Source organism: Jeotgalibacillus soli (assembly GCF_000829435.1).
Classification (GTDB): domain Bacteria; phylum Bacillota; class Bacilli; order Bacillales; family Jeotgalibacillaceae; genus Jeotgalibacillus; species Jeotgalibacillus soli.
Window position 1 is genome coordinate 332,735 of the sequence record NZ_JXRP01000019.1, and the last position, 17,121, is coordinate 349,855.

General features: G+C 40.8%; 15 protein-coding genes. 2 read left to right on the plus strand and 13 right to left on the minus strand.

All coding sequences use genetic code 11. The features are described 5' to 3' along the window. Positions 1-6: 6 nt before the first annotated feature. The 9 genes from prmA to gpr all read right to left on the minus strand — a co-directional run bounded on the left by prmA (position 7) and on the right by gpr (position 11,538). Positions 7-966, minus strand: coding sequence for a 50S ribosomal protein L11 methyltransferase (gene prmA, locus KP78_RS15880; RefSeq protein WP_041090319.1), 960 nt, complete (start codon positions 964-966; stop codon positions 7-9). Positions 967-985: 19 nt separating this feature from the next. Beyond that, complete coding sequence (dnaJ, locus tag KP78_RS15885) at positions 986-2,110, minus strand: molecular chaperone DnaJ (protein WP_041090320.1); 1,125 nt, start codon at positions 2,108-2,110, stop codon at positions 986-988. Between the two features lie 175 nt (positions 2,111-2,285). Next, positions 2,286-4,118 carry a molecular chaperone DnaK gene (gene dnaK, locus KP78_RS15890; protein ID WP_041090321.1) on the minus strand — a complete coding sequence of 611 codons (1,833 nt, stop codon included), beginning with the start codon at positions 4,116-4,118 and terminating at the stop codon, positions 2,286-2,288. 32 nt (positions 4,119-4,150) lie between these two features. Then, on the minus strand, positions 4,151-4,696 hold the full coding sequence (gene grpE / locus KP78_RS15895) for a nucleotide exchange factor GrpE (RefSeq protein WP_041090322.1): 546 nt from the start codon (positions 4,694-4,696) through the stop codon (positions 4,151-4,153). Positions 4,697-4,841: 145 nt separating this feature from the next. Beyond that, complete coding sequence (gene hrcA / locus KP78_RS15900) at positions 4,842-5,888, minus strand: heat-inducible transcriptional repressor HrcA (protein WP_041090323.1); 1,047 nt, start codon at positions 5,886-5,888, stop codon at positions 4,842-4,844. Between the two features lie 85 nt (positions 5,889-5,973). Next, positions 5,974-7,110: a radical SAM family heme chaperone HemW gene (hemW, locus tag KP78_RS15905; protein WP_041090641.1), complete on the minus strand. Its 1,137-nt coding sequence runs from the start codon at positions 7,108-7,110 to the stop codon at positions 5,974-5,976. Between the two features lie 110 nt (positions 7,111-7,220). Then, positions 7,221-9,050: a translation elongation factor 4 gene (lepA, locus tag KP78_RS15910; protein WP_041090324.1), complete on the minus strand. Its 1,830-nt coding sequence runs from the start codon at positions 9,048-9,050 to the stop codon at positions 7,221-7,223. An 87-nt stretch (positions 9,051-9,137) separates the two neighbouring features. Then, positions 9,138-10,259 (minus strand): stage II sporulation protein P, encoded by a 1,122-nt coding sequence (locus KP78_RS18770; protein ID WP_052474879.1) that lies wholly within the window; start codon positions 10,257-10,259, stop codon positions 9,138-9,140. A 196-nt stretch (positions 10,260-10,455) separates the two neighbouring features. After that, positions 10,456-11,538 (minus strand): GPR endopeptidase, encoded by a 1,083-nt coding sequence (gene gpr / locus KP78_RS15920; RefSeq protein WP_041090325.1) that lies wholly within the window; start codon positions 11,536-11,538, stop codon positions 10,456-10,458. A gap of 340 nt (positions 11,539-11,878) precedes the next feature. Between gpr and rpsT the strand changes: the two genes are divergently transcribed. After that, positions 11,879-12,133, plus strand: coding sequence for a 30S ribosomal protein S20 (gene rpsT, locus KP78_RS15930; RefSeq protein ID WP_041090327.1), 255 nt, complete (start codon positions 11,879-11,881; stop codon positions 12,131-12,133). Between the two features lie 51 nt (positions 12,134-12,184). Here the strand turns inward: rpsT and holA are convergent, their stop codons facing one another. Then, positions 12,185-13,210: a DNA polymerase III subunit delta gene (gene holA / locus KP78_RS15935; RefSeq protein WP_041090328.1), complete on the minus strand. Its 1,026-nt coding sequence runs from the start codon at positions 13,208-13,210 to the stop codon at positions 12,185-12,187. 323 nt (positions 13,211-13,533) lie between these two features. Here holA and KP78_RS19425 point away from each other — a divergent pair, with 323 nt between their 5' ends. Beyond that, positions 13,534-13,668 (plus strand): YqzM family protein, encoded by a 135-nt coding sequence (locus KP78_RS19425; protein ID WP_041090329.1) that lies wholly within the window; start codon positions 13,534-13,536, stop codon positions 13,666-13,668. A 48-nt stretch (positions 13,669-13,716) separates the two neighbouring features. On the opposite strand, the gene KP78_RS15945 is transcribed toward KP78_RS19425, so the two are convergent. The 3 genes from KP78_RS15945 to KP78_RS15955 form a co-directional block, all read right to left on the minus strand. Further along, positions 13,717-16,026 carry a DNA internalization-related competence protein ComEC/Rec2 gene (locus tag KP78_RS15945; protein WP_052474880.1) on the minus strand — a complete coding sequence of 770 codons (2,310 nt, stop codon included), beginning with the start codon at positions 16,024-16,026 and terminating at the stop codon, positions 13,717-13,719. Next, positions 16,026-16,505, minus strand: a complete 480-nt coding sequence (locus KP78_RS15950; protein WP_052474881.1) for a ComE operon protein 2 — start codon at positions 16,503-16,505, stop codon at positions 16,026-16,028. Before KP78_RS15950 ends, KP78_RS15945 begins: the two co-directional genes overlap by 1 nt. A gap of 72 nt (positions 16,506-16,577) precedes the next feature. Further along, entirely contained in the window at positions 16,578-17,078 is a 501-nt protein-coding gene (locus tag KP78_RS15955; protein ID WP_052474882.1) for a helix-hairpin-helix domain-containing protein, read from the minus strand. Between the last annotated feature and the right edge of the window lie 43 nt (positions 17,079-17,121).

Below are 17,121 nucleotides of genomic sequence, written 5' to 3' on the forward strand. Positions count from 1 at the left end.
CAATCTTTATTCTCCCATCTCTTTTAAAAATGGCTTCTTCGCAATGATTGCCACCCAGTCTTCCATTGTGATGACCTCTTCAATGATAAAGCCGGCATGAGTCAAACCTTCTTTAACAAGCTGCTTTTTCTGCTGGATAATTCCCGAAGTAATAAACGTACCACCAGACTTTACAAGGTTGAATGCATCTTCGGTAAACAGCATAATCACTTCAGCCAATATATTAGCAACGATAATATCAGCCTGCTCGGTTTGTTCATGAAGAAGATTGCCCTGTTTCACATCAACTCGATTACTTACCTGATTAAGCTCTACATTTTCACGTGCAGCCTTAACTGCCACATCATCTAAATCAAGCGCACGAACATGGGAGGCTTTCAACAAAGCAGCTGCAATACTTAAGACTCCAGATCCAGTACCTACATCGATCACTTGGTCTCCCTCACGTACCGTTCGCTCCAGCGCCTGAATACACATAACAGTCGTTGGATGAGTACCCGTTCCAAATGCCATTCCTGGGTCAAGCTCAATAATCAATTCATCACTTGATACCGGTGTGTATTCTTCCCATGTTGGTACAATTGTAAACTTCTCAGAGATTTTCACTGGAGTGTAATATTTTTTCCATGCTGTGGCCCATTCTTCTTCGTCTACTTCACTTATCTCTACTTTATTTGCACCAATATCAATATCAAAGGTTGCAAGGTTTGTAACTGCTTGTTTAATACCGTCGATTGTTTCAGCTAAAAAACTGTTTACTGTAATATAAGCCTTGACAATAACACCTGTTTCAGGGTAGTCACCGGGATCGAGTTGGTAAATTTCACCGAATTTATCCACTCTCTCTTTTGTGAGCTCTTGTGGATCTTCAATGACAACACCACTGGCCCCCGCTTCATGCAAAATATTCGAGATTGGCTCTACCGCCTCGTTTGTTGTATGAATACTAATCTCGGACCATTTCATTTAACCAACTCCATTCCCTTTACTCACCCTTAAATGCACGTTTAAACTTTTCAAAGAAACCTTCGTCCTGCTCATCCGGGACTGTACCACTAAGATCGGCAAATTCACGCAGCAATTTTTTTTGTGCATCGGTTAATTTTTTTGGTGTTACAACCCTAACCTTAATATGCTGGTCTCCTGTACCATAACCTTGAACATTTCTCACGCCTTTTCCTTTTAAACGGAACGATGCTCCTGACTGTGTACCAGCTGGCAATTTCAACTTAACTTTGCCGTAAATAGTTGGCACTTCCAGTTCATCACCAAGTGCAGCCTGAACAAAGGTAATTGGCATGTCTAAGTGAATGTCGTCTCCACTGCGTTCAAAAATCTCATGAGCACGTACTCTAAAGGCGATATATAAATCTCCAGCAGGTCCACCGTTTATACCTGGTTCCCCCTGGCCACTTACACGCATTTGCTGTCCATCATCTACACCTGCTGGAATGTTTACGTGGATCTTTTTACGTTTTTTCACTTTACCCGCGCCGCCGCAAGTACCGCATTTTTCTTTAATCAGCTTACCTGTACCTTCGCAATAGTGACAAACTCGGCGGTTAACGATACGACCAAACGGTGTCTGCTGTTCGACATTAAGCTGCCCGGCACCTTTACAGTGGTGACAAGTTTCAGGTTTGGTTCCTGGTTTTGCTCCGCTGCCAGCACATGTATCACAGGTTTCTTCACGCGGGATCTCAATATCTGTCTCCTTACCAAATACAGCTTCATTAAAAGTAATGGTCATGGTATATTGCAGATCATTTCCTTGTCTAGGAGCATTCGGGTCTCGACGTCGCCCTCCGCCACCAAAGAAAGAACTGAAAATATCTTCGAAGCCGCCGAAGCCATCAAAACCAGCTCCTCCTCCGCCACCAAAGCCTTGATTTGGATTTGTATGACCAAACTGATCATAATGAGCACGTTTTTGGTCATCACTCAGCACTTCATATGCTTCTTTAAGTTCTTTAAATTTATCTGCAGCATCCTCTGCTTTGTTGATGTCTGGATGATACTTCTTTGAAAGACGGCGATACGCCTTTTTAATCTCTTCCTTTGAAGCTCCCTCTGATAAGCCAAGAACTTCATAGTAATCTCTTTTACTCATTCTACACACTCCCGAATCCTTTTACATGAAGGTTATTTTAACATTGAACGCAATGTGTGCGCAATGACGAATGAGAATTATCACTCATCTGACATAGAAAAAGCCAAAGCCATACGAAACCGTGACTTTGACTTTTTCTTGAACAGGTCACTCGATAGCGAGTAATTTAGTTCCTTTATTTCTTGTCATCTTCTACTTCTTCAAATTCTGCATCAATAACATCGTCTTTTTCTTTGCCTTCAGCACCTTCTGCTTGTTGCTCAGACTGTGCCTGTTGGGCAGCTTGCTCATAAAGCTTCACTGTTAATGCTTGAACAATTTCTTGAAGTGCATCTTTCTTCGTCTTCATTTCTTCAAGATCATTTTTCTCGATGGCAGTTTTTAACTCGTCACGAGCATCTTCTGCTTTTTTCTTTTCTTCTTCTTCTACTTTACCTTCAAGGTCTTTTAATGTTTTATCAGTAGAAAAAACAAGCTGATCTGCTTCATTGCGAAGTTCTGCTTCTTCTTTACGTGCTTTGTCCGCTTCAGCATTTTCTTCTGCTTCTTTTACCATACGTTCAATTTCTTCATCTGAAAGACTTGATGCTGATTGAATAGTAATACGTTGTTCTTTATTTGTACCAAGGTCTTTTGCGCTAACGTTCACAATACCATTTTTATCAATGTCAAATGTTACTTCAATTTGTGGTATACCACGTGGTGCAGGAGGAATTTCTCCAAGTTGGAAGCGGCCTAGTGTTTTATTGTCAGCTGCCATTGGACGTTCTCCTTGAAGCACATGAATATCAACTGCATTTTGGTTATCTGCAGCGGTAGAGAACACTTGTGACTTGGATGTAGGGATCGTCGTGTTGCGCTCAATTAGTTTTGTAGCAACGCCGCCCATTGTTTCAATCCCAAGAGATAACGAAGTTACGTCAAGAAGAACAACATCTTTAACATCTCCTGTTAAAACGCCCCCTTGAATGGCAGCACCCATTGCTACCACTTCATCCGGGTTAACACCTTTAGAAGGTTCTTTTCCTACTTCTTTGCGAATTGCTTCTTGAACAGCCGGAATTCGAGTAGAACCACCAACGAGAATTACTTTGTCAATTTCAGAAGCAGTCATCCCAGCATCTTTAATTGCTTGACGAGTTGGTCCCATTGTACGCTCAACAAGGTTAGCTGAAAGCTCATCAAATTTAGCACGAGTCAGCGTAATTTCTAAATGCAGAGGACCAGCATCTCCCGCTGTAATAAAAGGAAGAGAAATCTGTGTTGATGTTACACCAGACAAGTCTTTTTTTGCTTTCTCAGCAGCATCTTTTAAGCGTTGAAGCGCCATTTTATCTTTTGAAAGATCAATGCCGTTTTCTTTTTTGAATTCTGCCACTAGGTAGTCAATAACCATTTGGTCAAAGTCGTCCCCGCCAAGGCGATTGTCACCAGCAGTAGAACGCACTTCGAATACACCGTCGCCTAGTTCAAGGATCGATACATCGAATGTACCGCCACCAAGGTCATAGACAAGAATTGTTTGGTCTTGGTCCATCTTGTCAAGGCCGTATGCCAATGCAGCCGCTGTAGGCTCATTAATGATTCTCTCTACTTCAAGTCCTGCAATTTTACCAGCATCTTTAGTCGCTTGACGCTCTGCATCATTGAAGTAAGCTGGAACAGTGATAACTGCTTTCGTTACTTCTTCTCCTAAATATGCTTCTGCATATGATTTCATATATTGCAAAACCATAGCTGAAATTTCTTGAGGTGAGTATTCTTTGCCTTCTACTTCAACTTTATAGCCAGTTCCCATATGTCTTTTAATCGACATGATCGTGTTAGGGTTCGTGATCGATTGACGCTTCGCAACCTCACCTACTTGTTTTTCTCCATTTTTAAATGCAACAACAGATGGAGATGTACGATTTCCTTCTGGATTAGCAATAACTTTTGCTTCGCCGCCTTCAAGAACAGCAACACAAGAGTTCGTAGTACCTAAATCAATTCCGATAATCTTACTCATGTTCCAATACCTCCTATACAAATATGTAACGTTTATTCGTTAACTTTTACCATTGAAGGGCGAATTACTCGATCTTTCAATCGATATCCCTTTTGGAATTCCTCTACAACCGTATTTGGCTCGACACCATCTTCAGACACTTGCATCACTGCCTGATGAAGGTGCGGATCGAACGTTTTTCCAACAGCTTCGATTATTTCCAGCCCTTCTCCTTTTAATGCTTCAAGCAAGCTTGAGTGTATCATTTGCATTCCTTTAAGCAAGGATTGGGTTTGTTCGTCTGATACTTCTATATTCAGCGCACGTTCAAAATTGTCAAGTGCAGGAAGGATATCGGTGATCAATGATTGAGCACGATATTTAACCTTCGCCTCCTCTTCCTTTTGAATTCGGCGACGATAATTGTCAAAATCAGCACGAAGACGAAGATAACGGTTTTCAGCTTCTTCATACTTTGCTTCCCAGTTTTCAGAAGAAACTTCTACAGCCTCTTCAGTTTCTGCAGCCTCTGCTACCGGCTGCTCCTGTTCTGCTTTCAAATCTTCGATTGGCTCCTGAGACGTTTGTTTCTCTGACATTCGTTTCACCTCCTTGAAATGATGTACGCTCCTGCATGTCTAATTGCCACACGTTATTTTCCCCATTTTCTTAGAGACAAACCTATATTTATTCGGCCAAAAAGTCTGAAATCAAAACAAACGATTTCTGACTTTCGTTTGCTTGTTAGGATTCGTCTTTTGATTGAAAATAAAGGCTGGAAAGTGCCTTCGATAAATCCATGCTTAATACATTAAGCAAGCTGATGACACGTGAATATTCCATTCGTGTGGGACCAAGAATAGCAAGAGATCCTTTTTGTCCACCCGCAATCGGAAAAGTAGCTGTTATCAGACTGCAATTTTCCATTGCAATATTATCATTTTCTTTTCCAATTTTCACTTGAATGCCTACTCCTTGAGCCGGACGAATTAAAGGATATAAACTCTCTTCTGTTTCAATCATGTCCATTAGAAGCCGAAGCTTGTCAATATCACTAAATTCAGGCTGGTTCATCATGTTCATCTTCCCGCCAAAAAACAGCTTGTCATACACGGGAATATTCATGATTTCAGCAAATGCCTGCAGCATTAAGTCATAATTGGCGATATGACGACGCAGCAAAATGGCGATCTCTTTATAAATATGATCCTGAAGGTCCATTAACGGTACTCCAACAAGCTGATCGTTTAGGAGACGCACCATTTTTTCAAGTTCATCGGCGTTAGTTCCTTTAGGCAGAGAAAACCTTCTATTTTCAACATGGCCTGTATCTGTGACAATAATGGCAATAGCCGTGTCATCATGCAGAGGAACCACTTGAAGTTTTTTCACTCTGTTTTGCTGTGAATTTGGACCTAATATAATGGATGTATAATTTGTTAATTCTGATAAGATCTTTGCAGAGCGTTGCACAATTCTTTCCATTTCATAAATTCTGTCAGCAAAGATTGAGTGGATCAAGGAAATATCTTGCTGCTGTAATTTTTGTGGAGAAAGTAAGTGGTCAACATAAAATCGATACCCTTTCTCGGATGGAACCCGGCCTGATGAAGTGTGGGTCTTTTCTAAAAAACCCATTTCTTCAAGATCCGACATTTCGTTACGGATGGTGGCCGAGCTGTACTGTATTCCATCTTTTTTTGACAGACTTCTCGATCCGACAGGCTGAGCAGAACGGATAAAGTCGTCAATGATAACCTGCAGTATTAGCAATTGTCTATCGCTTAACAACCTTCATCACCTCTGTTAGCACTCTATTTGAACGAGTGCTAATTCTAGTAATAACTTATCAAATCAGCGAATTGCTGTCAATTAGTTAGATTACCCCGATAAATGATTGAAACACTTCATTTCCTAAATAACGTCCCTGTTTCGTTAAACGCATGCGATCGTCCTTCGTTTCAAGCCATCCCTTGGACGTCATTTCTGCTATTGATTCCCCAAAGAGATCTTGCACCGACAGATCAAAACGTTCCTTGAACCTTGAGAGTGATACGCCCTCAATTTTGCGTAACCCGAGGAACATTTCTTCTTCCATCTTTTCATTTTTAGTGACGGGATGCTCGTGCATCGTTGGCAGCTGGCCGGCATAAATAGAATCCATATATTTTTTAACTGGACCAATATTTGAATATCGTATGCCATTAACGTAACCGTGAGCTCCTCCACCAAAACCATAATATTCATCATTATCCCAATAAACAAGATTATGTTTACTCTCATAGCCAGGCCTTGCAAAATTACTAATTTCGTATTGTTTACGTCCATGAGCCTCCATCTTCTCCATTAAAAGCTCGTACATGCTCGCTTCTATATCCTCACCCGGAAGAGGCAGTTTTCCTTTCCTAAGCAAATTATAGAATACAGTCTTTGGTTCTACAATGAGTGAATAACCGGAATAATGCGGCAGATCGAGTGCCAAAGCATGATCAATTGTATGTTCAAAATCCTTCAAGGTTTGAGTGGGTAATGAATAGATCAAATCAATGCTGATATTAGTAAATCCGGCTATTTGTGCATCCTCAATTGAGCGCTTGACATCTATTGCACGATGGTTGCGCCCGATTTTCTCTAACAGTTCGTCATTAAAGGATTGAACACCAAAGCTTAATCGATTAACACCGTGGTCTTTTAATATCTTGATCTTATCCATTGATAAATCACCAGGATTGGCCTCAAAGGTATATTCGATCTCCTCATTAAAAGAAAGTGTTTCCTTAATCGACACGCACAATTGCTCCAGCTGTGCGGCACTGAGAGCTGTTGGCGTTCCTCCTCCTACAAAGATGCTGGTGAACGGCTGATCTGATTTGCTGACGCGCATCTTCATTTCCTGCGCAAGCTGTTCAATATATTGATCCACTGGCTGATTTTTTAAAAAAACCTTATTAAAATCACAATAATGACAAATGTGGTGACAGAAAGGAATATGAATATAGGCTGCTGTTGTCATTTTTAACACCTTCTTTTTTTCATGCAAAAAGGGGATGAGCGCAATGTTATGAAAAGCTCTCTCCCCTTTCACCCGGATTAGGAAAAATTCTCCTTGATCAAAGTGGCGTTTTATTTATCTGATTCGTCCATTTTCAGAAGGACCATGAACGCTTCTTGTGGGACTTCGACAGATCCAACCTGCTTCATGCGCTTTTTACCTTCTTTTTGCTTGTCAAGCAGCTTACGCTTACGGGAAATATCTCCACCATAGCATTTCGCAAGAACGTTTTTACGCATTGCTTTTATCGTTGAACGAGCCACGATTTTTTGTCCGATTGCCGCTTGAATCGGCACCTCGAATTGCTGTCTTGGAATTAATTCTTTCAGTTTTTCTACAATGATTTTACCGCGGTCGTAAGCAAAGTCGCGGTGTACAATAAAGCTAAGCGCATCAACTTTTTCATTATTGAGTAAGATCTCCATCTTTACAAGCTTGGATTCCTTATAGCCAATTAATTCATAGTCGAAAGAGGCATACCCTTTCGTGCTTGATTTTAATTGATCGAAAAAGTCATAAACAATTTCAGCTAAAGGAATCTCATACACTACATTGACACGGCTATCATCCATGTATTGCATATCAATAAAATTACCACGTTTTGCTTGGGAAAGCTCCATAACAGCACCAACGTAATCATTTGGCACCATGATCGTCGCCTTTACAAAAGGTTCTTCTACACGATTTACTTTTTGTGCATCAGGCATTAAAGATGGGTTATCAATCTTCAGAGATTCTCCATTTTCTAAATGAACATCGTAGATTACACTCGGAGCTGTTGTAATAAGATCGATTTTAAATTCACGTTCAATACGTTCCTGGATAATTTCCATGTGCAGAAGTCCAAGGAAACCGCATCGGAAGCCAAAGCCTAATGCTTGAGAGGTTTCCGGCTCAAATTGAAGTGAAGAATCGTTTAGTTCCAGTTTTTCTAATGCATCTCTAAGATCATTGTATTTTGCAGTATCAATTGGGTAAAGACCGCAATAAACCATTGGATTTAGCTTTCGGTATCCAGGAAGAGGATCGTCTGTAGGGTTTACTGCACTTGTAATCGTATCACCCACACGTGTATCACCTACGTTTTTAATCGCAGCTGTTAAATAACCTACATCTCCGACTGTCAGTTCTTCTCTTGGCGTTGACTTTGGTGTAAACACACCAATTTCATTCACTTCAAACTCTTTCCCTGTTGCGACCATACGGATTTTATCACCAAGCTTTACCGTCCCATCCATGATCCGAATATAAGCAACCACGCCGCGGTAAGGATCGTAAAGCGAGTCAAAAATCAACGCTTTTAATGGAGCTTCTGGATCTCCAGTTGGTGCTGGCACTTTTTCTACAATTTGCTCAAGTATCTCTTGTATTCCGATTCCTGCCTTTGCAGATGCCAGGACCGCTTCTGAAGCATCTAGTCCAATAACATCCTCGACTTCCTGACGTACTCGCTCTGGATCTGCTGCCGGCAAGTCTATTTTATTAATTACTGGTAATATTTCAAGGTCATTATCAAGAGCCAAATAAACATTGGCTAGCGTTTGCGCCTCAATCCCCTGAGCAGCATCAACGACGAGAATTGCCCCCTCGCATGCGGCAAGACTTCTTGATACCTCATAGGTAAAATCGACATGTCCTGGTGTATCAATTAAGTGAAAGATATATTCTTCACCATCGTTCGCTAAGTATTTAAGCTGAACCGCATTCAGTTTGATTGTTATTCCACGCTCTCTTTCAAGATCCATCGAATCCAGTAATTGAGCTTTCATTTCACGCGCACTTAACGCATTTGTTTTTTCTAATATACGGTCTGCTAAAGTTGATTTCCCGTGATCAATATGGGCAATAATAGAAAAATTCCGTATATGTTTCTGTCTATTGATTCGTTGCTCTCGATTCATTCACGTTCCACTCCTGTTTTTTCGACACAATTCTGCTAGCTTATAGTATAACAGGTTCATGTGAACGTTTCAATGCAGGTTAGATCACTACGGCTGGCTCACTGCTTCTGCTTCAAGTACGATGGCAGCGAGAATATCTGCAAATATTTCAGCAGTTCGCTGGAGCTCTTCAAACGTATTGTCAACACCGCCTAATTCAATTAATAGAGATTTTGAGGTTAAATCCTGATTATATTTCCCATTCGTTCCTGCACCTTTTTTTATAAAAACACCTCTCGATAGATTCGGAATCTTTTCATTGAGCATTTGATGGATCCGATTAGCAAGAGCCTGGTTTTGCTCATATTGAGCATGCTCTCCTCCTACTACAAAAGCAACCTTTGCGTAATCCTCACCATCATGCTTTAATGTTGTCACATCTCTTCGCACAGCGTCTCTGTGAACATCAACAAAATACCTAACCTCAGGTATATTTCCCATTACTGTCTGAACGATTTTTCTGGATTCATCATAAGCCGCCCAGTAGTCAAGACCTTGCTCCTTTAACTTTGCCATCACATCTGTATCATCTACTACTACACCTATTCCTCTTTTCTCCAATTCATTTTTCAAAAAAGGACCCATCTGTGTAATGTTCACTTTTGAGTTATGTGCCTTATTGGGATCCTTCGTTTCAGGTAAATAAGGAAGAAAGGATTCACGGGAATGAGTAAAGTAGACCAACACTCGATTTGGCAATACGTTCGAAGCAGCAGTGGCTTCCTGCAGCTCAGTTTCAGGATCAAGCGCTTCCTCTTCCTCTCCTGTTAGGAACCATTCGGTCGGCGGAACAGATTCGGACGGAGCCGGGAAGGTAGCCTGATGACCAGATTGTGCATAAGCCACAATAGATGGACTAAAAAAAACTCCTTCCATTGTTAACCAAGTAGAAGGATTTGATATATTATCTCGCCAAAGCATCGCCATTTGACTTGCAATCGAAGGATCCTGATAGATAATAGAGGAGCTCTCCATTTCTAAAAAAGCCGTTTTCCACCATTCAGGGATCTCACTTGGCCATAAAAACGCATGTTCTTTCATCCAGTTTATCGTTTGTGGCATCCATATAGCTGTGAGCAGTAACGACAAGAGCAGCAGTGTGGTTCGAATAATAGAATAAAGTGTTTTTGACCAAACAGGTTCAATTACAATAAATTTAGATCGTTTCATCGTTCTTTCTCACCTCGCATCGCAGACTTACTTCAATGCTATGCAAGGAGAAGCATTAAAGAACCCGTTCTCTTAAAAAGAAGGCTCTGTTAAACTTGCCTGTTGATTTCCGCTTCAGGCGCTCGCTTACTGCTCTAATCAACATCGTGCCAAAATCAACCATGATGTATAAAATAACCAATAAAAAAGACAGATGTTAATGTGTAACTGTATTTCCTTTTCCTTCTGAAAGAGCCGAATGAAGCGCACTATTGATGGCCATCGCTAATACATTTGCTGCTTGTTCCATAAATAAATCCGTATCTTTAGGTGTCACGATCAGGTTCTGACCGAGGGGTGAAAGTACTTCTTCCAGCAATTGCCTTTTTTCCTCTTCATTCAGCCCTCCAACAAACCCAAGATAGAGCTTGCGTTCATTTTCAGATGGCTTGTCTTCTTCCTTTAATCGGCGAGAAGCAGGAAGTGCACGGGTTAATAAAGAATTTGACGGTTTATCAATCTCCTTCTTACTTCGTCCCATCGTTTTAAGCAAATAATCCAGCGTATCATAGGTAATCGTAACCGCATCCACAACGGTTGGAATACCAATTGACAACACGGGTATCCCCAACGTTTCTTGACTAAGCTCTTTCCTTTTATTCCCCACACCTGCACCCGGCTGAATCCCAGTAGACGAAAGCTGAATGGTCGCGTGAATTCGTTCGATTGCTCTGGCAGCAAGAGCATCGATCACAATAACAGCATCCGGTTTGGCTTTTTCTACTACTCCATGCACAATATCACTCGTCTCCAACCCAGTAAGACCCATAACGCCTGGAACAATTGCCGATACTTTGCGATAGCCGTTTTCTACTGCATGCGGTTCGTGCTGAAATAAATGATTTGTAACAAATACATTTTCACAAACAAGAGGGCCAAGTGAATCCGGTGTTACTTGCCAATTCCCCAATCCAACGATTAAGATATGCCAATCCGGCTGAATGTTTAGTAAAGGAAAAAATTCCTTTAGCGCAGCTTCCAATACAGAGGACACCGTTTCTTGCCATTTTTCATGCTGAGTACGAAGCTGCGGAACAGATAAGGTCCAATAATGCCCTTCTTTTTTCCCGATCGCAGCCTCTCCCTCCTTTGACACTGTGACTTTATTGAGCAAAATCCCCTCTATATTTTCTTCTATCATCTCTACACCATTAATTGCTTGGGAGTTTTCTTCGACCGCTCGCTCCGCTATAGCTGCTTCATGTGCTTCAATCGCTAGATCTGTTCGTAAGGACCACATACTTCCATCCACCTTTCCATCATTTTCACTATAGGGTTCACGTATTGAAGCATTATCATGCAGGGAGGAAGACATGATTTTTGAAAAGCAAGATTCTCTTTACCCTTTTTATTTTGTAATAAGGCTTTCTCTTCCCTATCTTCTGTTCTAAAATTTCTTTTTGCATGGTGACTATTGCAATCTGCCATGCTGTTTGATAAAATATCCCTTGTTCTTATGTAAAAAATAAGCTATGTTTTTAACTGGTTATCCAATTGGTTCAACTAGTTCCCGTTGCTCGGGTAATGAAATGTAAAATCGAGTCATATAAAACCTCGATCCATTTTGGGAGGTGACATGAATGCCAAATATTAAATCTGCTATTAAGCGCGTTAAGACAAGTGAAGCCGCTAAAGCTAAGAATATTCAGCAGAAATCTGCTATGCGTACAGCTGTTAAACGTTTCGAAACAGCTGTTGAAACAAACGCAGAAAACAAAGCTGAACTTCTTTCAAGTGCTGTGAAACAATTGGACAAAGCTGCTCAAAAAGGCTTGATCCATAAAAACAACGCTGATCGCAAGAAAGCTAACTTGACGAAAAAAGCTAACGCATAATTTGCAAAAAAAGATCCCACATTTGATGGGATCTTTTTTTACATTTCACGTTTAATTTATTCTCTGCGGCAATCGTGTTAAAAATAATTCAATCGACATTTCTTTCTTAAATCCAGAGGATTTCATTTCGAGGTCAGCATCAGCCAGGTCCATCATGATGGTAGCCAGCTGTTTTGCTGAAAAAGCTTGAGCATGCTTTGCCGCAAGCTTTACACGAAATGGATGAACTTTTAATTGTGATGCGATCTGCTGCTGACCATGCCCTTTACTTGAGAGCTGCTTAACTTGATAAATTAAACGAAATTGTCCTGCTAACAACGCTAAAATTTTTAATGGCTCTTCATTTTGCCTCAATAGGTCATAATAGAGACGAAGCGCTTCATCCACTTTTTGATGAACAGCTCGGTCAAGTAAATCAAATACGTTTTGCTCTACAGATCGAGATGTTAAACCCTCAACCATCGATTGGGAAATTCTTTGCGAATCATACGCATACAGCGCAAGCTTGTCTATTTCACTCGCAAGCATAAAAAGATTGGTTCCTGAGAGCTCAACTAATTTCGCTATCGCATCATCATCAATTTGTACACCCGCGCTTGATACACGCTGACGAATCCATGAGGTTATATCTTGCTCATTTAGTTTTTTTGCCTCGAGCACCTTTGCTTGTTTCTTTAGAAGTTTTGTTATTTTTTTTCGTTCATCCAATTTTTCATACGGTGCAATGATCACTAATATCGTATAGGGTGCTGGCGAGAATAAATAGGCTTCAAGCGAAGAGAGATCTTGTTCTGTCTTTTCTTTTTTTTTCTCAGCGGTCAAAAAGCCAGGATTATGTATAAAAACAATTCTTCTATCACCCATAAAAGGAAAAGTCTCTGCATCCTCCATGGCCATTTCCAGCGATCCATCCTCTAAGTCGTGGGAAGAAAAATTAAAGTCCATTTCTTCCTCTTTAATTGCATGTTTTAATAAAATCTGTTGTGTTTCTTTAATTAAAAATGGTTCATCACCAAATACTAGGTATACTGGAGCAAACTGCTTTTTTTCAATTTCTCTCCATTCTTTTACAATCAACAATCATCCGCTCCATTTCTTTTGTCTATATACGTAATGGTACGGAACTTGCGTCCATTTGACAAGTGCAGGCGCAATCATTGCGTAAAAGAAAAGGAAACCCCTCGAGACAGGTATTTTTCCCATGTCGAGGGGGTATTTGAACGTCTTGTGCTCGGCCTAGGAACCCGAGCACAAAACGGAGCACACGTCTCATACACTATTATCACCCTATAATCATGAACTATTTGTGAGAACGCGTTCCATGAGAGGAAAAAAGTATTCTAAGTATGGATTTTTTTATCTTCATCCTCTATACTAAAAAGGAAATAGGAGGGGTACTTATGAACGAATTTGAAAAAAATGTTCAGTCAAAGCGAAACGATTTAATTGACTCCGGAGTTGCGTTCGTTGTATCATTCGGTTTTTTTGCGGCTATGTTCGCTATTGGCACAATTATTTATGTCGTTGGTTCTTAATGAACCCTTAAAAGGGCCCGCTGCTGCTGGCTCTTTTTTATGTCTTCATTACTCTTCTTTATCGTATGGAATCGTCAATCGAAATGTTCCATGATTACCGATATATCGGTATTCAATTCCTCCATCATCATACGTTCCAAAGATGGTCGCTCCCTCCATTTCTAGTCGCTCAATGACGTCTGGATGCGGGTGCCCGTATCGATTATTACGGCCGGCTGAAATAATTGCATAGGCCGGCTGAATCGTTTGCAAAAATAGATCAGAGGTTGATGTATTACTTCCGTGATGCCCTACCTTTAACACATCGGCCTGAATAGTATAATTCTTCATGATTTCTTCTTCTCCTTGCTCTTCCAAGTCACCGGTAAACAACCACGTAAGCCCGCCAAAGTTTCCCCATATGACAAGTGAATCATTGTTCCCTTCATAATCTCGATCGTGCGGATGCAAAAGTGTGAAAGATGCATTTTGGACTTGCCATGAAAAAGGAGCCATCATTTCAATTACATCTACTCCAGCTTCTAAAAATTCAACCAGTAGCTCTTCCATCACCTCTTTATCCTGAGAATTGGGCGTGATCCAAACCTCCTTAATTAATACTCGTTCCATTAAATCCTTTACTGCTCCAACATGGTCATAATCTCCATGGGTCAAGATTAGCTTATCAATTACAGTAATTCCTCTGCTTCTTAAAACTGGCCATACGACATCATCTCCCACCGAAAAGGGGCTGTGCTTTTCCTGCCATTCTTCTCCTCCAAAGCTTATAGCTCCTCCCGTATCAATTAAATAAGTGCCTCTTCCCCAAGGTAAATCAATCAAAATAGCGTCTCCTTGTCCTACATCAATGAAGAAAACGGATCCAAATGGGTTAAACTGGTCCATTCCAATATCCAGCGCGAGCAACAAAAAAAGAGAAAGGAGCGGTTTTTTTATGGATCCAGACTCCCATGCTATAAAGAGGACAAAAATGACGATCAAATAGGCGAAAATGAAAAGCAACGATGGTTTGCCCAGGACAAGTGTTGTGTAAGGAAAAGAAGATAGCCACAAAGACAGTTTGTTGAGCATAAGTACGATATTTTCTAAAAAAGTTAACAATTGGAATGTCAACAAAGGCACCATAAAAGACATAAGATACCCGATTACTAAAGCAGGTAAAAGGATAATTGTAAATAAAGGAATAAAGAGGAGATTCGTTACGAAGGCTGCAATGGACACTTCATGAAAATGCCATAACAAAACAGGAAATGCGGCAAGCTGTGCGATTGTTGTTACTTTTAAAACAGAAAGCAGCCAAATTTGTTTAGCTGAAAGTATAACGGAGGTAGAAAACAGTAAGGATGCGCTTACTACATAGGAAAGTTGAAACCCTGGTTTCAGAACAATAAGAGGGTTCCACAGTAATTGAATCAATAGTGTCGAGCATAGCGCTTGAAGAAGGGTAAATTTTGATGAAACCATTTGTGTTATGAGGACAACCATCACACTGCTGACTGCTCTTACAACCGGAGGAGAGGCTCCAGTCATCATCGCGTAAAAAGGTAAAAGAAATAGGAGCACCCACCTAACTTTTTCCTTGGTCATTCCAAATCTGAGCATGATCCACCATAGCATCACTACTAAGAAGCCTACATGCATGCCCGATATTGCCAAAAGATGAACGACTCCCAGTTCTTGATAAGCTGTTAAAAGATCATCATGTATTAGGCTTCGATCACCGAATATCAATGCTTGTGCTAATGGCTGAAGATCCTCAGGAAACGTTTCTTGGAGATGCTGAATCCCAGTATGACGAATTGTTTTAAGTTGTTCAACGAAGGTTAGGACAGTTGTTTCACAACGTGAAGGTTCATCGTAATTGTCAAGATTATAGATCCAATGGATATTTTGAGTGTTGAGGAAATGTTGGTAGTTAAAAGCATGGGGATTACGGGCAACGGATGGACGTTCTAGAGTTCCTTTCCAGTAACAGGTTTCCGGAGTATGAGAAATTGTTTGTAGTTCTTGCTGCATTTTCTCATCTGTTATGGAGATTCGAACGAAGACCGTTTCATTTTGATAGGTACGAGCGGTCGTTGTGGCAGATCGGCCATCTACATCGAACGAGTTAGGCATACGGAGGAGTAGCAGTTGTTCATTCCCTGTTAAATTACTTCCCTGCTGCACGATCGTGAAACGAGTATACGAAAAAAATAACAAGGAACAGATTATGAACAAGAAGGTTTTATGTGGCGAAGGCTTGTGACGCCATAACGCATAGAAATAAAAAGGAAACAATAAAGCGGCCCACTCGAAGGAAAGTGCCGCAACCACTCCCAGAAGTGCTGCAAAAGCAGCTGGAACAAGCCACTTCATTACTTTTGCTCAACCTTTATGTTTGGAGTAATAAGGTGTTCAAGCGCCTGAGAGTAAAATGGCACTCGTTCCAAAGATACACCCGCTTTTTGAAACAGCTCGAATGCATATTCGTTGTTTTTATAGTCCTCTGCGTAATATAGCTTTTGAATACCCGCCTGGATAATGGCTTTGGAGCAAGGCAAACATGGAAAATGAGTAACAAACATTTCCGCTCCTTTTGTTGGCACGCCAAACTTTGCACATTGTAGAATAGCGTTCATTTCAGCATGAATCGTTCTTACACAATGATGATCGATTACATAGCAGCCTTCATCAATACAGTGTGTCCCACCGGCTATAGAACCATTATAGCCCCCCGCCATAATTCGATTCTCTCTAACGATTGTAGCCCCTACAGCTAATCGTGTACACGTACTGCGTAAGGCAAGCAAATGGCTTTGTGCCATAAAATATTGATCCCAGGAAATTCGTTCCATATTCCCGCTCCTTTCTGGCAATCCTCTATTGTAATAATAATCATACCACTTCTGAAAATTCAAGAATTTTTACTAGTTTACGACAATTGAATCCTTAAGTTTTTCAAACGTCTTTTCTCCTATTCCTGAAATCCTCATTATGTCTTCAATTGACTGGAACGCCCCAGTTGTCTCACGATAATCAATAATCGCCTGAGCCTTTGCAGGACCGATTCCTGGAATCGTTTCAAGCATTGCTTGATCAGCAGAATTAAGGTTGATTTTAGAAGCATCTCGTTCTCCTGCTACAGGCGCTTGATTTACTGTTAATGCCTCAGGAATCTCTTCCCCAATACCCGGAATATAGACAACCATCTCATCCGTCAGTTTTTGGGCCAGGTTCACATAATTCATTTCAGCATCACTCAAAATTCCTCCTGCAAGCTCGATCAAATCCATTATACGGTCACCTCCCATCATGACATAGACACCAGGGTTTTGAACCTTTCCTTTTATATCGACATGGATACTGACAGGTTCATTAATGGATTCGGGTTCGACTCGAATTGGTTCGGCAACTTGTGCAGCAGGCATTTCAGTCTTTAATAGCAGCGGAGATTGAACATCTGCTGGATTG

Coding starts and splice junctions, on each gene's coding strand:
- prmA (WP_041090319.1), bottom strand. CDS start 966: ATGAAATGGTCCGAGATTAGTATTCATACAACAAACGAGGCGGTAGAG.
- dnaJ (WP_041090320.1), bottom strand. CDS start 2,110: ATGAGTAAAAGAGATTACTATGAAGTTCTTGGCTTATCAGAGGGAGCT.
- dnaK (WP_041090321.1), bottom strand. CDS start 4,118: ATGAGTAAGATTATCGGAATTGATTTAGGTACTACGAACTCTTGTGTT.
- grpE (WP_041090322.1), bottom strand. CDS start 4,696: ATGTCAGAGAAACAAACGTCTCAGGAGCCAATCGAAGATTTGAAAGCA.
- hemW (WP_041090641.1), bottom strand. CDS start 7,110: ATGACAACAGCAGCCTATATTCATATTCCTTTCTGTCACCACATTTGT.
- lepA (WP_041090324.1), bottom strand. CDS start 9,050: ATGAATCGAGAGCAACGAATCAATAGACAGAAACATATACGGAATTTT.
- KP78_RS18770 (WP_052474879.1), bottom strand. CDS start 10,259: ATGAAACGATCTAAATTTATTGTAATTGAACCTGTTTGGTCAAAAACA.
- gpr (WP_041090325.1), bottom strand. CDS start 11,538: ATGTGGTCCTTACGAACAGATCTAGCGATTGAAGCACATGAAGCAGCT.
- rpsT (WP_041090327.1), top strand. CDS start 11,879: ATGCCAAATATTAAATCTGCTATTAAGCGCGTTAAGACAAGTGAAGCC.
- KP78_RS19425 (WP_041090329.1), top strand. CDS start 13,534: ATGAACGAATTTGAAAAAAATGTTCAGTCAAAGCGAAACGATTTAATT.
- KP78_RS15945 (WP_052474880.1), bottom strand. CDS start 16,026: ATGAAGTGGCTTGTTCCAGCTGCTTTTGCAGCACTTCTGGGAGTGGTT.
- KP78_RS15950 (WP_052474881.1), bottom strand. CDS start 16,505: ATGGAACGAATTTCCTGGGATCAATATTTTATGGCACAAAGCCATTTG.
- KP78_RS15955 (WP_052474882.1), bottom strand. CDS start 17,078: ATGCCTGCTGCACAAGTTGCCGAACCAATTCGAGTCGAACCCGAATCC.